Below are 13164 nucleotides of genomic sequence, written 5' to 3'. Positions count from 1 at the left end.
AGAAATCGCCATCGCGCCGGTCGTCAGACTTTCGGCAACCCTTGCTTCTGCTTAGCGGCGATTTCGACCGCTCGCTGAGTCTGGGAGACTTTGTCAAGAATGCCGTTGACGTATTTGTGGCTACCTTCCGCGCCGAAACACTTGGCCAAGTTAACGGCTTCGTTAATGATGACTTTGAACGGCGTTTCCAACCGGTAAATCAACTCGTAAGCGCCTATCCGCAGTATCGCCCGCTCGACCGGATCGATTTTTTCGATGGGCCGATCGACAAAACCGGCCAACGCCGCATCGACGATATCCAGTTGTTTGGGCACGCCGTGAAAAATCTCGCTGAAATAGCTTTTTTGCGCACCCTTCAGATGCTCTTCTTCCAGGAAATAGGTTTCGATGCGGCTCAGGCTATCGCCCGACATCTGCCATTGATACAGCGCCTGAACCGCGCATTTTCTGGCGTTGGTTTTGGCTTGACTCATTAAAGGCTCAGGTTGTTGAACAGGCTGACCATTTCGATGGCGGACATCGCCGCTTCGGCGCCCTTGTTGCCGGCCTTGGTGCCGGCGCGCTCGATGGCTTGTTCGATGCTGTCGACCGTCAACACGCCGAAGCTGACCGGTACGTCGTACTGCAACGCAACTTGGGCGATGCCCTTGACGCATTCGCCGGCCACATATTCGAAATGCGGCGTCCCGCCGCGAATCACCGCGCCCAGTACGATGATCGCATCGTATTTTTTCGCGGCCGCGATGCGTTGCACCGCCACCGGCAATTCGAAAGCGCCCGGCACTTTGATCAACTTGATGTCGGCTTCGGCGGCGCCGTGGCGGACCAACGCGTCGATGGCGCCGGCTTCCAACTGGCCGACGATGAAGCTGTTGAAACGCGAGGAAACGATACAAAACTTGCCGCCCTGGGCCGACAAATGACCTTCTACGATACTGACTGACATAACTTATCCAATAGAGTTGAGCGATGACGACGCGGCGGCCGGCACCGAAACACCGGCCGCCGCGCAAATAAAAAGGCCGCTAATTTTACGCGGTTTCGGCGTGCGGCGCCCCGAAAAATCGCGATCAAACGCCGAACTCGACTTGCTCGACGATCTCCAGATCGAAACCGGCCAGACCGATGTAATTTTTCTTGGCACCCATCACCTTCAGGCGACGCACGCCCAAATCGGCCAAGATTCGCGAACCGGTACCGGTGGTGCGCCAACCGACTTCGGCGCTGGCTTGGCTTTTGATGCCGTTGTCCTGCATCTGGTAAGCATGGATCAATTCGACCAGTGCCTTGTTGTTCTCGTTCTGGCGAATCAATACCAGCACGCCGCGCCCGGCTTCGGCAATCCGCCGCATGGCTTCGCGGATCGGCAGACTGCAATCGCTACGCTTGGAGCAAAACAAATCGTCGACGACGTTGCGGGCATGCACTCTGACCAGGACCGGTTCCTCGCCGGCGACCTCGCCCAGCACCAGAGCCAGATGCACGTTGTCGTCGTTACGATCTTGATAGGCGTAGAGCCGAAAATCGCCGAACTCGGTCGGATACGCGCATTCGGCAATCCGCTCCAAGGTGTTTTCGTGCTTGATCCGATAATGGATCAAATCGGCGATCGTGCCGATTTTCAGATTGTGCTGCTCGGCGAAGGCCTCCAGATCGGGACGACGTGCCATCGAACCGTCGTCGTTCAGAATTTCGACGATAACCGCCGCCGGCTCGACGCCGGCCAGGCGCGCCAGATCGCAACCGGCCTCGGTATGACCGGCTCGATTCAACACGCCGCCGGCCTGGGCCATCAACGGAAAAATGTGGCCGGGTTGCACCAAGTCGCCGGGCTGGGCGTTCGGTGCGACGGCGCGTTGCACGGTCAAGGCCCGGTCGGCGGCGGATATGCCGGTAGTCACGCCCTCGGCCGCCTCGATCGATACCGTAAAATTGGTCGTGTACGGGGTTTTGTTATCGTTGACCATCAGCGGCAAGCGCAATTGTTGGCAGCGCTCGCGGGTCAAGGTCAGACAGATCAAGCCCCGGCCGTATTTGGCCATGAAATTGATGTCCTCCGGGCGGGCAAACGCGGCGGCCATCAATAAATCGCCCTCGTTTTCCCTATCCTCGTCGTCCATGATGATGACCATTTTGCCGCGTCGCAGGTCTTCGATAATCTCTTCGGTTGTGTTCATTGCATGAATCCTGCGTTATGTAACAAAGCTTCGGTGACGCCACCGCCGCAACGAGCCGCCGCTTCGCCCTTCATCAGTCGCTCCAGGTAACGGGCCAGCAAATCGACTTCCAGGTTAACGTTGCCGCCGACTTCAATCTGGCCGAGCGTGGTTTCGGCCAAGGTATGCGGCACGATGTTGACCGAAAAAAACGCGCCGTCGACGCTGTTGACGGTCAGACTGATGCCGTCGATGCAAATCGAACCTTTCTCGGCGATATATTTAGCCAGCTCATCGGGCGCCTTAAACTTGAAGCGGATCGACCGGCCGTCAGGCTGCTTTTCGACGACGCCGCCGATGCCGTCCACGTGGCCGCTGACGATGTGACCGCCAAGGCGGCTGGACGGCATCAGCGCCAGTTCCAGGTTGACCGGGGTGCCGGCCACGGCATTTCTCAAGGTGGTTCGCGACAAGGTTTCGTTGGACACGTCGGCGACGAAATGGTGTTCGCCCAACTCAACCGCCGTCAGGCAGACGCCGTTGACGGCAATGCTGTCGCCGAGCGCGGCACCCGCCAGCGACAATTTGCCGGTGTGTATTTGCAGACGGCAGTCTCCGCCGCGAGCCTGTATCGCCGAGATTCGGCCGACCGCCAGGATGATTCCGGTAAACATGATCAAATTCCGGTGAACTTAAGAGATGACTATATCAGGCTTCGCAGCGATAACGCAGCCGTAGATCGGGACCCACTTGGCGAGTTTCCAGCAAACGTAAGGATTTTTTGTCCGCCAGACTTTGCAGGCTGGGTAAATGAAACAAGCCCAATCCTTCGCTGCCCAATATGCAGGGCGCCAGGTAAAACAACCATTCGTCGACCAGTCCGCTGTCCAACAAGGCGCCATTCAAGGTCGCGCCGGCTTCGATCCAGACGCTGTTGATTTGCTGCTCGGCCAACAAACGAAAGGCTTGCCGCAAATCGACATGTCCGCCGCTGGCGCCGATCTGAAAAATCCGACAGCCGACCGCGCGCAAGCGATCGGCCTTCTCGGTGTCTTGGCTGCAAGTCAATACCCAGACCTCGGTCCCGGCCTCGAACAGCTTGGCGGTCGGCGGCAAACGCAAGCCGGAATCCAACACCACCTTGACCGGCTGTTCCGCATCGAAATCCACACGGGCGCTCATGCGCGGGTCGTCGGCCAGCACCGTCGCTATGCCGGTAACGATGGCGCTGCTGGCGGCCCGCCAGCGCTGGACGTCGGCGCGAGCTTGCGGAGACGTGATCCATTGACTTTCGCCGCTGGCCATCGCGGTGCGGCCATCCAAACTCATCGCCAGTTTACTGCGTATCCACGGCAAACCGAGTCGCATCCGTTTGAAAAAGCCTGGATTGAGCTTTTCGGCTTCCTGTTGCAGTACGCCGCAAACGACTTCGACGCCGGCGTCGCGCAATTTTTGCAGGCCGCGTCCGGCCACCAGCGGATTGGGATCCACCATCGCCACGACGACCCTGGCAATGCCGGCGGCCAACAAGGCGTCGGTACACGGGCCGGTCTTACCGTGATGGCTACATGGCTCCAAGGTCACGTAAGCGGTCGCGCCGCGCGCATCGGGGGTCTTATTCAGCGCGTCGACTTCGGCATGAGCAAATCCGGCGCGTTGTGTCCAGCCCTCGCTCAGAACCTCGCCGTTTTTGACCAATACGCAACCGACATGGGGATTGGGATCGGTGGTATACAGCCCGCGCTCGGCCAATTTGACCGCGCGCGCCATGAAATAGGCGTCCGAACTAGCCTGGATCATGTTGCTGCAGTGTCTCTATCATCCGGGTGAATTCGCTGACATCCTGAAAACTGCGATAGACCGAGGCGAAGCGCACGAAGGCGACGTGATCGAGCTGACTGAGTTCCTGCATCACCAGTTCGCCCAGCGCCAGCGCCGGTATTTCCCGCTCGCCGCGGGTAACCAGTACTTTCTTGATCCGGCTGATCGCCGCTTCGACCGCATCGACTTGAACCGGCCGCTTTTCCAAAGCGCGTAGCATGCCGGCCCGCAATTTATTTTCGTCGAAACTCTGCCTAGCTCCGCTGCGCTTGACGATGCGTGGCAGCGCCAATTCGACCACTTCGAAGGTGGTAAAGCGCTCCTTGCAAGCCACGCACTCGCGGCGGCGCTTGACCTGATCGCCATCGTCCGCCAGGCGGGTATCGATGACGCGGGTATCCTGCGCGGCACAAAACGGACAACGCATATCGGCAAACTATCTAGGCTAAAAGTCGGCCATTCTATTACAGAACGGGGTTATCTCGAAATCGTTCGCTCAAGACACCCCGCGATCCGGCAGAATTCCATCGGCGATCGAGCGGATATGTACGTCGCGTTGCGGATAAGGAATCTCGATATGATGGGATTGCAACGCGTTGTAAATGCCGACGTGCAGTTGATGGGTCACCGTTGCCCGCTCGGCGAGTTCGCTGACAAACACTTGGATTTTGAAATCCAGCGAACTTTCGCCGAAACCGACGAAATTCACTGCAGGCTCCGGCTCAGGCAACACCAGCTCGGTTGCCTTGATGGCCTCGCGCAAAATCCGCTCGACGATCTCGATGTCGCTGCCGTAGGCGACGCTGACCGGAACCATCACCCGCGTCACGGTATCGGACAAAGTCCAGTTGATCAATCGGTCGGTGATGAAGGTTTTGTTCGGCACCACCAATTCCTTGCGATCCCAATCGACGATATGGGTCGCGCGCATTTGAATGCGGCTGACCCGACCGGTCACATCGCCGACCGTGACGGTATCGCCAACCCGGATGGGCCGCTCGAACAGCAAGATGATACCCGATACCATGTTGGCGAAAATCTCCTGCAAGCCAAAACCCAGCCCCACCGACAGCGCCGCCACCAGCCATTGCACTTGCGACCAACTGCCGCCAAGTTCATTGGCCACAGCCAGAAAGGTAATCGCGGTCAACGTGTAACGCACCAGTTGAATCAAGGCGTAGCGGCTGCCGGCCGTCATCGCGAATTTGCCGACCGTCAACAGATCTACCAAAGCGGGAAAATTGCTGGCAAACACAAACGCCAAACCGCCGTAGAGCAGGCATATCAACAAATTAATCAACGTCACCGGTTGCTGCGCGTCCTTGCCGTCGATCATCTGCCCGTATTGCCAGAGCACGACGTTATCGAACACCGAAAATGCCGGCAGAATATCGCTCCAGATCGCCCAGAAACCGACCAACATCGTCGCCATGACCAGCGTCGTCAGCAGTTTGCGTCCCTGCTGATTGATTTTGGTGATGTCCAATAAGTCCTTGTCGGGCGCGAAAGCCTCGTCGGCGGCGCTACTGGTTTGCACTTGCTCGGCCTGCTTGCGCTTTTGCTTGGCGTTGCGCAAGGCCAGTTGGCGCTCGGTGTGCCGAAACCAGCGCAAGATCAGCGCATACAACAACGCGGTCGCGAACATCAACCGCAGGCTGTACACCAGTTTTTCGTAGAGCTCCAACGCGCTTTGGTAATAACCCGCCACCGCGAAACCGACGATGACCAACGGCGTCAATACCGCGATCGCGTACCAAACGAAGCGCAAGCGGCTCAGCCAGCCGTGCGACAGCCGGTAAAAACTCTTGGCCAAACCGGTTTGCGGATGGGCCAGGCAATGAAACACATAGGTAAACGCCAGCATCAGCACAATCAGCGCGGTACGTCCCAACGCATAGCTGTGCTCCGAAAACAAATCGCTACCGGTCATCGCGGTCACGAAAACGCTGGGCACCAGCAAAAAACGCAACCATTTGATCTGCCGGTACAGCAACTGCGCGACTTGGTTGGGCCATTGAAACAAGGTTTCCGCGACCCCGGACGGCTTGAACAAGCGAAACGAAAATTGCACCACGCACAAGGCCGACGCAGTGGAAAGCAATCCTTCGGCAAACGAGCGGCTGAAAAAATCGGCACGGGCGTTCAATGCCAGCACGCCGCCTATCCACGCCATCAGCAACGCACCGTACAAGGACAGCAGCCCCAGGTAAACCAGTGCCGACAAAGTTTCACCAACGCTGGCGTTGGCGGCATTGCCGCGCAGCAAGGTTTCCAGCCGAAGTTTGACCGACTTGCGAAACCGCCAGTGCAGCAAAACGATCGCCAAGCCGACCAGCACCGATACCGGATTATGAACCAGGCCATCCCAAAATCCCTGAGCGACTTGCCGCCAATTACCGGGGTCAAAAAACCAAAAGACCGAGTGCACAATATCTTTTAGATACTGCTGATCGATGACCGGCGCACTCGGCACCCATAGCAAACGCTGATCGAGGTAGGCGCCGAATTTATCGGCGATACCCAACATTTGCTGCAAGCTGAAATCGACGTCGCCCAAAACGCGGGCGTATTCGGTGTTAGCGCCGGCCAAGCGAACCACCAAATCCTTCTGGTCGTTCAATAACAGGCGCAACTCGGCACGGATTCGGAGTTTCTCGGCGTCGTCGGTATCGGCCGGCAATTGGGCCACCCGGTTCAACAAGGTCTGATTGATATCGGACAGATTTTTCTTGGCTTCGTCGAGCTTGAAGCTTTCCAGACTGGTCAGCGCGATCTGATCTTGAATCTCATCGTTCAGCGCGCCGAACTGCTTATGTTGCGGAATGTTACGACGCTGCTCCCGCAACAGATTGCCCAGCGCCGGACTCAAGCCGGCCAGCGAGATTTTTTGCTCGGCGCTCTGGTAATCCTTTTCCAACTGCTTGTATCGAGCATCCATCTCGTTTTTTTGAATCAGGTACTGCTCCATGTTCTTATTGACCGCCTGCAAACTGCGGTTGTAGCGCATGTTTTCCTTAGTCGCTTCGCGGATCAACGGATGCTTGCCCTCGGCGTCCTTCTCCGCCTGCAACAACTCGTCACGCTCCTTGTCGATCAATTGCTGACGACGGTCGAGCAAGTGATTGTCCAAATCGGCGATCAGCATGGCCAGTTGCTCTCGCTGCAAATTTAACAAATGCATCCTGTCCTTTTGCGCCTGTAAGCGCAGCGGATTGCTGATGTTTTCCAGTTCCAGCGTCTTCAAGGTACTGTTCAGCAACTTGACGCGAGTTTCCAACTGAATTTGGCTGGCTTCTTTCTCGTAAAGATTGTCCCCGCCCCGGCTGGCGAGCAATTGCTGTTCCTGTTGGCTGCTGGCCTGCTTGCCCTTCAGTTCCGAAACCTTTTCCCTGAGCAATTGCGGCCGATTCATCAACTCGCCGATCTGCGCTTCGACTCGGCTGATTTCGGCATCCAAATCGCTAAGTTTGGTTTTCTCGATGATTAAACGCTGCTCCAACTCGTCGGTCGGAAACAGCGACCAACGTTCCGGCCGGCGATTCTTCAGGTTGGCTTCGGCTTCTTCGATCTGTTTGGCAATGCGCTTGGTTTCCAGCGGCAAGCTGTTCAAAGCCTGTTTGAACGACTCGGCTTGAGCGTCCTGAGCTTCGGTTTCGTTAAGGTTATCCTCGCTTTCGTAATAAGCGGACAAGATGCGATTTTTCAAGTCCTCGCCCAGATTCTGCTTATCCTTGACGAACTGAATCCGCTGTTTGATGTCTGCGATCGACGCCGGCTTGATCGCCGCCTTTTGATTTGCGGCATGAGCAAGCGTTACACTGAAAAACAATAATAACAGCGGCCAAACCAGGCTGATTTTGAACGAATGTGGCTTCATGCGCGCTTGGGAAAACGTGAAAATAAACGGAAAAACATCATGAGCGACCGCGAAGGCGTGATCAAATACCGGCTCGAGCATCAGCTCGCCGATTTACCGGTCGACTTCGGCTTCGCCGAACTGAACGCCTGGCGATCGATCATGCATCGTTTGGGTCTGATCGGCCGGGTCCCCGACCGTTACGATGGCTTGGGTTTCGGCAACATCAGCCGGCGACTGGTTCCCGGCCGCGACGAATTTATCATCTCCGGCACCCAAACCGGTCACTTGCCGCAACTCGAGGCCCGGCAATTCGTCTGGGTCGTCGAGGCCGTTCCCGAACAAAATCGGCTGTGTTCGCGCGGCGCCTGCCAACCGTCGTCGGAAGCGCTGACCCATGCCGGCGTGTACCGTGAATGCCCGGACGCGCAAGCCGTCATCCATGTGCACAGCCCGGAAATTTGGCGGCAAACCGCCGCGCTGGCCTTGCCCCACACCGGCGCCGACATTCCGTACGGCACGCCGCGAATGGCGGAGGCTGTCGCCGAACTGTTCGCCAACGGCGACTTGCAGGCCCTACCGTTATTTACAATGCTGGGCCATCTCGACGGTGTCGTCGCCTTCGGAACCAGCTTGGCCGACGCCGCTTGCCAGCTGCTTTGCCAATTGAGCCGAGCGATCGCTATTGAGCAATGCCCGCCAGCCCGCTAAAATGCAGCATTCATTAGTATTTATTAATTTTATCATGCCGGAAATCATCATCTATACCGCGAAACTCTGCCCGTATTGCACGATGGCCAAGCGTTTGTTCGACAAGAAAGGCGCGAGTTACACCGAAATCGACGTCGACAGCGAACCGGGTTTGCGCGAGGAAGTCATGGAGAAGACCCGCCGCCGCACCGTGCCGCAAATATACATCGGCGACCGCCACATCGGCGGCTTCGACGATCTCTATGCATTGGATGTTGGCCGCGAACTCGACCCTTTGTTGCAGGCTTGAAGGCCTCGACTATTTAACGATCACCAATTGCACGCCGAATCGGCAAGCCAAATCGTTGGCTTCCACCCAAACCACTTTGCCGAGCGCGCTAAAACCCAATTGATTGACTTGTAGCTTGACCGGGGCGCCGATCTTCACCGAAGCCGGCGCCTGGACGCGCAAGCACATGCCTTCGGTAGAACGGTTGATACCTTCCGCGCTGTAGCGATCCTTATCGATGAACAGATCGACCTCGAAGCTTTCCGTTTTCCGATAGCCCCGCCTCCGCCGCCAAAGTTTTTGGGCGTTGTGGACCACATCGCGAAACTCCAAGCCCATCATGATCCGTTGGCGTTCGCGCTTGACCCAGACGATATCGACTTCGCCGGCCAGCGACAGGGCCTCGACGAAGATCTCGGCGCGGCGGTCCTCGGCCAGCAGGCTTTCGAACTCGGCAATACCGCTCAGCAGTTCGCCGGGTTCCACCTCGATCATCGCGCCTTTCAACGAGACATCGTAACAACCGAGTTTCAATACCTCGCCGCCGACATATAAAAAACCTTCGGCGCTAAAGTTTTTCCGGTATTCCTTGCGGTCTTGAAACATACTGAAAATCCAGGTGATAGTTCGGACAAAGATAGCCGATATTTCGCACTACGCCGAATCGGCGATCGTCGCGCGACCAGCGTTCTCGACGTTCGCGGCCGATAAACCCGCCAGCAAGTCGGTCTTGATATCGTCGAGATTCTCCAAACCGACCGAAATCCGCACCAAGCTGTCCTTGATGCCGGCTTCGGCGCGAGCCTCCGGCGACAGGCGGCCATGCGTGGTGGTGGCGGGATGGGTGATCGTGGTTTTGACGTCACCCAGATTGGCGGTAATCGACAGCATCCGAGTAGAATCGATCAGCCGCCAGGCCTCGTCCTTGCCTCCGCGCAATTCGAAACTGACGACCGCGCCGAAATGGGTTTGCTGGCGTTTAGCCAGTTCGTGCTGGGCGTGTGAGCTAAGACCCGGATAATGCACCTTGGCGACCGCCGGCTGGCTTTCCAGCCATTGAGCCAGTTCGAAAGCTCGGTCGCAATGCGCCTGCATTCGCACGGCCAAGGTTTCCAGACCGGACAAAAACACCCAGGCGTTGAACGGACTCATCGTCGCGCCGCCGGTCCGCAGATAGGGATAGACCTGTTTTTCGATCAGGGCTTCGCTGCCGACCACCGCGCCGCCGACGCAACGGCCCTGTCCGTCGATGTATTTGGTCGCGGAATGCACGACCAGATCCGCACCCAGCAACAGCGGCTTCTGCAGGATCGGCGTGCAAAACACGTTGTCCACCACCAACAAGGCGCCGTGGCGGTGGGCGATGTCGGCCAACACGCGAATGTCGGCGATCTCGATCAGCGGATTCGATGGCGTTTCCAGGAACAAAAGCCGAGTATTCGGCTTGATGGCCGCCTCCCAGGCCGCTGGATCGGTCAAGGCCACGAAGTCGGTTTCGACCCCGAATTTGCCGAAGTAATTTTGAAACGCCAACACGGTGTTGCCAAACACGCTGCGCGAGCAAACCACGTGGTCACCGGCCTTCAGCAAAGCCATCCCGACCGCCATGATGGCCGCCATCCCTGACGCAAACGCCAAACAGCGTTCGCCCTGTTCCAACAGGGCCAAACGCGCCTGGAAGGCAGCGACCGTCGGGTTGGTGAAGCGTGAATAAATATTGCCCGCTTGCTGACCGGTAAAGCGCAAAGCCGCTTGTTCGGCGGACTGAAACACGTAGCTGGAGGTCGCGAAAATCGGCATGCTATGTTCGTCTTCGTGGGTTCGGCGCTGGCCGGCCCGAATCGCCTGGGTCTCCGGCCCGAAGTCTTGCCAATCGAATTCGCTCATTATTTCGCCACCTGCATATCGATGATGAAGTTGCTGCCATTGCGCTGAGACTGCGCGTGATCGTTGCGCAGGGCCTCGATACGCGCCAGATACGCCATGTCGATGTCGCCGGTGATGTATTCGCTGCTAAAACACGAAGTATCGAAATGCTTAATATTGGGATTACCCCTGCCGACCGCTTCGATCAAATCGCTCAGATCTTGGAATATCAATTTATCGGCGCCCAAGGCCTTGCAAACGTCCTCCTCGCTCCGGTCGTGGGCGATCAACTCGCGCGCGGCCGGCATGTCGATGCCGTAAACGTTGGGATAGCGCACCGGCGGCGCGGCCGATGCGAAGTAGACTTTCTTGGCGCCGGCATCGCGGGCCATTTGAATGATCTGCTCGGAGGTGGTGCCGCGCACGATCGAATCGTCGACCAACAATACGTTCTTGCCGTCGAATTCCAGCGAAATCGCATTCAGCTTTTGCTTGACCGACTTCTTCCGCATCTTCTGGCCGGGCATGATGAAGGTCCGGCCGATATAGCGATTTTTCATGAAGCCTTCGCGAAACTTGACGCCCAGGTCGTGGGCGATCTGCGAGGCGGCGGTCCGGCTGGTATCCGGAATCGGAATCACGACATCGATATCGTGATCCGGCCATTCCCGCTGAATTTTTTCCGCCAGTTTCTTACCCATCCGCATCCGGGCTTTGTACACCGAAATGTTGTCGATGATGGAATCGGGCCGGGCGAAATAGACGTACTCGAAAATACACGGACAATGATCGGTGGTTTCGGCGCACTGCCGGGTATGCAGCTTGCCGGAAGCCTCGATAAACACCGCTTCGCCGGGCGCCAGATCGCGAATCAAGCGAAAATCCAACACGTCCAAGGCCACGCTTTCCGAAGCGATCATGTATTCGATGCCTTCATCCGTTTTGCGTTCGCCATACACGATCGGCCGAATGCCGTGCGGATCGCGAAAACCCAACACGCCGAAACCGGCGATCATCACGACCACCGCATACGCACCTCGGCAGCGTTTGTGTACCGCGCTGACCGCCTGGAACACGTCGTCGACGGTCAAACGCAGCTTGCCGAATTGTTGCAGCTCGTGGGCGAACACGTTCAACAACACCTCGGAGTCCGAGTCGGTGTTGATATGGCGCTGATCGTCGACGAACACCTGCCGCTTCAATTCCTCGGTATTGGTCAAGTTGCCGTTGTGCGCCAGCGTCAGGCCGAACGGCGAGTTGACGTAAAACGGTTGGGCTTCGGCCGAACTGGTGCAACCGGCCGTCGGGTAACGCACGTGGGCGATCCCCATATTGCCTTTCAGCTTCATCATTTGCTCGGTTGAAAACACGTCGCGCGCCAGCCCGTTATCCTTACGCAAATGCAAGCGCCCGCCGTCGCAGGTGACGATGCCGGCGGCATCCTGGCCGCGATGCTGCAACACCGTCAGGGCATCGTAGAGATCCTGATTAACGCTTTGATGAGAAACGATTGCCGCAATACCACACATAGCTGATCCGATTTAACGATAATGAATGTAATCCGCCAAACCTGCCGGCATATGGTTTTTCAACCACAAGGCCAGCGCCTGGAACGGCGGAATGAGAACCGACTGTTTCCACCAAGGGTCTTCCGGCAGCGGCGTCACGCCGGCCATCATCACCAGCAAGGCCACCAGCACCGAACCGCGCACGATGCCGAACAGCATGCCTAACAAGCGATCGCTACCGGTCAATCCGGTGGATTCGATCAACTGGCTCAATAAAAAGCTGATCAAACTGCCCAGAATCAAGGTCGCGAAAAACAGCAGCGCAAACGCCGCGGCGGCGCGGGCCGACGGATAACTGATCGTCGACTGCAACAATACCGCCACATCGCGGCTGTAGTGCACACCGACCCAGACCGCGACCGACCATATCGTCAGCGCGAACGCCTCCTTGACGAAGCCGCGAAACAAACCCATCAGGGCCGAACCGCCGACGATGACGATAATCAGGTAATCGACCCATAGCATTTGCTGCCAAGGCACAAAATCCAGCATCGCTTAAACCGGGATCGTTAGCTTACTCGTCCGGCGAAACAAAACTGTTCACGTTGATTTGCGCCAGTTTAGCCTTGATCGCTTGAGCCTTGGTCTTATCGACGATCGGGCCGATCCGGACTTTGAACACCGACCCCTTATCGCTGGCGAACTCCTTGACCGAAGCGGCGAAACCTTGTTGTTTCAGGCTTTCTTGCAATGCGGCCGCGTTCGGTTTCTGACTAAACGTACCGACCTGCAAATACCAGCGGTTGCTTTCCTCTCCGCCGACCGGCGCCTTAACGGCCGGCGCGGTCGCCGGTGCAACGACCGTCTCGGGTTTGGTTTCCGGCAATTTTGTCGGCTTCGGCTTGGCGATGGCACTGGGCGCGACCTGAGCCAAGGGCTGTACGGCCGGTGCCGCGGTCGGCGCCGGCAATTTGGTCG

The 13164-nt window shown here is 57.5% G+C and carries 14 protein-coding genes; 2 read left to right on the top strand and 12 right to left on the bottom strand.

Going from position 1 to position 13164, the window contains the following annotated elements; genetic code table 11:
• Positions 1-23: 23 nt before the first annotated feature.
• From nusB to A1355_RS13435, 7 genes are all read right to left on the bottom strand, one after another.
• A complete protein-coding gene (nusB, locus tag A1355_RS13465; protein ID WP_064028957.1) occupies positions 24-473 on the bottom strand; it encodes a transcription antitermination factor NusB in 450 nt (149 codons plus the stop codon).
• Entirely contained in the window at positions 473-946 is a 474-nt protein-coding gene (gene ribE / locus A1355_RS13460) for a 6,7-dimethyl-8-ribityllumazine synthase (RefSeq protein ID WP_064028955.1), read from the bottom strand. The genes nusB and ribE overlap by 1 nt, the downstream gene beginning before the upstream one ends.
• Before the next feature lie 124 nt (positions 947-1070).
• The gene (gene ribBA, locus A1355_RS13455; protein ID WP_064028953.1) at positions 1071-2177 is read right to left on the bottom strand and encodes a bifunctional 3,4-dihydroxy-2-butanone-4-phosphate synthase/GTP cyclohydrolase II; all 1107 of its coding nucleotides are present in this window, start codon (positions 2175-2177) and stop codon (positions 1071-1073) included.
• On the bottom strand, positions 2174-2830 hold the full coding sequence (locus A1355_RS13450; protein ID WP_064028951.1) for a riboflavin synthase: 657 nt from the start codon (positions 2828-2830) through the stop codon (positions 2174-2176). The genes ribBA and A1355_RS13450 overlap by 4 nt, the downstream gene beginning before the upstream one ends.
• A 34-nt stretch (positions 2831-2864) precedes the next feature.
• Positions 2865-3956, bottom strand: a complete 1092-nt coding sequence (ribD, locus tag A1355_RS13445; protein WP_064028949.1) for a bifunctional diaminohydroxyphosphoribosylaminopyrimidine deaminase/5-amino-6-(5-phosphoribosylamino)uracil reductase RibD — start codon at positions 3954-3956, stop codon at positions 2865-2867.
• Positions 3943-4404: a transcriptional regulator NrdR gene (nrdR, locus tag A1355_RS13440; protein WP_064028947.1), complete on the bottom strand. Its 462-nt coding sequence runs from the start codon at positions 4402-4404 to the stop codon at positions 3943-3945. Before nrdR ends, ribD begins: the two co-directional genes overlap by 14 nt.
• A gap of 69 nt (positions 4405-4473) precedes the next feature.
• Complete coding sequence (locus tag A1355_RS13435) at positions 4474-7854, bottom strand: mechanosensitive ion channel domain-containing protein (protein ID WP_064028945.1); 3381 nt, start codon at positions 7852-7854, stop codon at positions 4474-4476.
• Positions 7855-7893: 39 nt separating this feature from the next.
• Here A1355_RS13435 and A1355_RS13430 point away from each other — a divergent pair, with 39 nt between their 5' ends.
• Together A1355_RS13430 and grxC are read left to right on the top strand one after the other, a co-directional pair.
• Complete coding sequence (locus A1355_RS13430; RefSeq protein WP_064029018.1) at positions 7894-8544, top strand: class II aldolase/adducin family protein; 651 nt, start codon at positions 7894-7896, stop codon at positions 8542-8544.
• 34 nt (positions 8545-8578) lie between these two features.
• Entirely contained in the window at positions 8579-8833 is a 255-nt protein-coding gene (gene grxC, locus A1355_RS13425; RefSeq protein ID WP_064029016.1) for a glutaredoxin 3, read from the top strand.
• Between the two features lie 9 nt (positions 8834-8842).
• Here grxC and A1355_RS13420 read toward each other — a convergent pair whose 3' ends face one another.
• The 5 genes from A1355_RS13420 to A1355_RS13400 form a co-directional block, all read right to left on the bottom strand.
• Positions 8843-9418 carry a PilZ domain-containing protein gene (locus A1355_RS13420; protein WP_064028944.1) on the bottom strand — a complete coding sequence of 192 codons (576 nt, stop codon included), beginning with the start codon at positions 9416-9418 and terminating at the stop codon, positions 8843-8845.
• 48 nt (positions 9419-9466) lie between these two features.
• Positions 9467-10699: an O-succinylhomoserine sulfhydrylase gene (locus A1355_RS13415; RefSeq protein ID WP_064028942.1), complete on the bottom strand. Its 1233-nt coding sequence runs from the start codon at positions 10697-10699 to the stop codon at positions 9467-9469.
• Positions 10699-12207 (bottom strand): amidophosphoribosyltransferase, encoded by a 1509-nt coding sequence (purF, locus tag A1355_RS13410; protein WP_064028940.1) that lies wholly within the window; start codon positions 12205-12207, stop codon positions 10699-10701. The genes A1355_RS13415 and purF overlap by 1 nt, the downstream gene beginning before the upstream one ends.
• Before the next feature lie 12 nt (positions 12208-12219).
• Positions 12220-12738: a CvpA family protein gene (locus A1355_RS13405; RefSeq protein ID WP_175463627.1), complete on the bottom strand. Its 519-nt coding sequence runs from the start codon at positions 12736-12738 to the stop codon at positions 12220-12222.
• A 22-nt stretch (positions 12739-12760) separates the two neighbouring features.
• Positions 12761-13164, bottom strand: a 404-nt coding sequence (locus A1355_RS13400; protein WP_197471807.1) for an SPOR domain-containing protein, incomplete at its 5' end; no start/stop codon positions are given.

The organism is Methylomonas koyamae (genome assembly GCF_001644025.1).
Taxonomy (GTDB): domain Bacteria; phylum Pseudomonadota; class Gammaproteobacteria; order Methylococcales; family Methylomonadaceae; genus Methylomonas; species Methylomonas koyamae_A.
Note: the sequence above shows the minus strand (reverse complement) of the source record. Positions and strands in the feature narration are given on the sequence as shown.

Bases quoted from the DNA above. Each gene is read 5' to 3' on its own strand.
- nusB (WP_064028957.1), bottom strand. From the start codon at position 473: ATGAGTCAAGCCAAAACCAACGCCAGAAAATGCGCGGTTCAGGCGCTG.
- ribE (WP_064028955.1), bottom strand. From the start codon at position 946: ATGTCAGTCAGTATCGTAGAAGGTCATTTGTCGGCCCAGGGCGGCAAG.
- ribBA (WP_064028953.1), bottom strand. From the start codon at position 2,177: ATGAACACAACCGAAGAGATTATCGAAGACCTGCGACGCGGCAAAATG.
- A1355_RS13450 (WP_064028951.1), bottom strand. From the start codon at position 2,830: ATGTTTACCGGAATCATCCTGGCGGTCGGCCGAATCTCGGCGATACAG.
- ribD (WP_064028949.1), bottom strand. From the start codon at position 3,956: ATGATCCAGGCTAGTTCGGACGCCTATTTCATGGCGCGCGCGGTCAAA.
- nrdR (WP_064028947.1), bottom strand. From the start codon at position 4,404: ATGCGTTGTCCGTTTTGTGCCGCGCAGGATACCCGCGTCATCGATACC.
- A1355_RS13435 (WP_064028945.1), bottom strand. From the start codon at position 7,854: ATGAAGCCACATTCGTTCAAAATCAGCCTGGTTTGGCCGCTGTTATTA.
- A1355_RS13430 (WP_064029018.1), top strand. From the start codon at position 7,894: ATGAGCGACCGCGAAGGCGTGATCAAATACCGGCTCGAGCATCAGCTC.
- grxC (WP_064029016.1), top strand. From the start codon at position 8,579: ATGCCGGAAATCATCATCTATACCGCGAAACTCTGCCCGTATTGCACG.
- A1355_RS13420 (WP_064028944.1), bottom strand. From the start codon at position 9,418: ATGTTTCAAGACCGCAAGGAATACCGGAAAAACTTTAGCGCCGAAGGT.
- A1355_RS13415 (WP_064028942.1), bottom strand. From the start codon at position 10,699: ATGAGCGAATTCGATTGGCAAGACTTCGGGCCGGAGACCCAGGCGATT.
- purF (WP_064028940.1), bottom strand. From the start codon at position 12,207: ATGTGTGGTATTGCGGCAATCGTTTCTCATCAAAGCGTTAATCAGGAT.
- A1355_RS13405 (WP_175463627.1), bottom strand. From the start codon at position 12,738: ATGCTGGATTTTGTGCCTTGGCAGCAAATGCTATGGGTCGATTACCTG.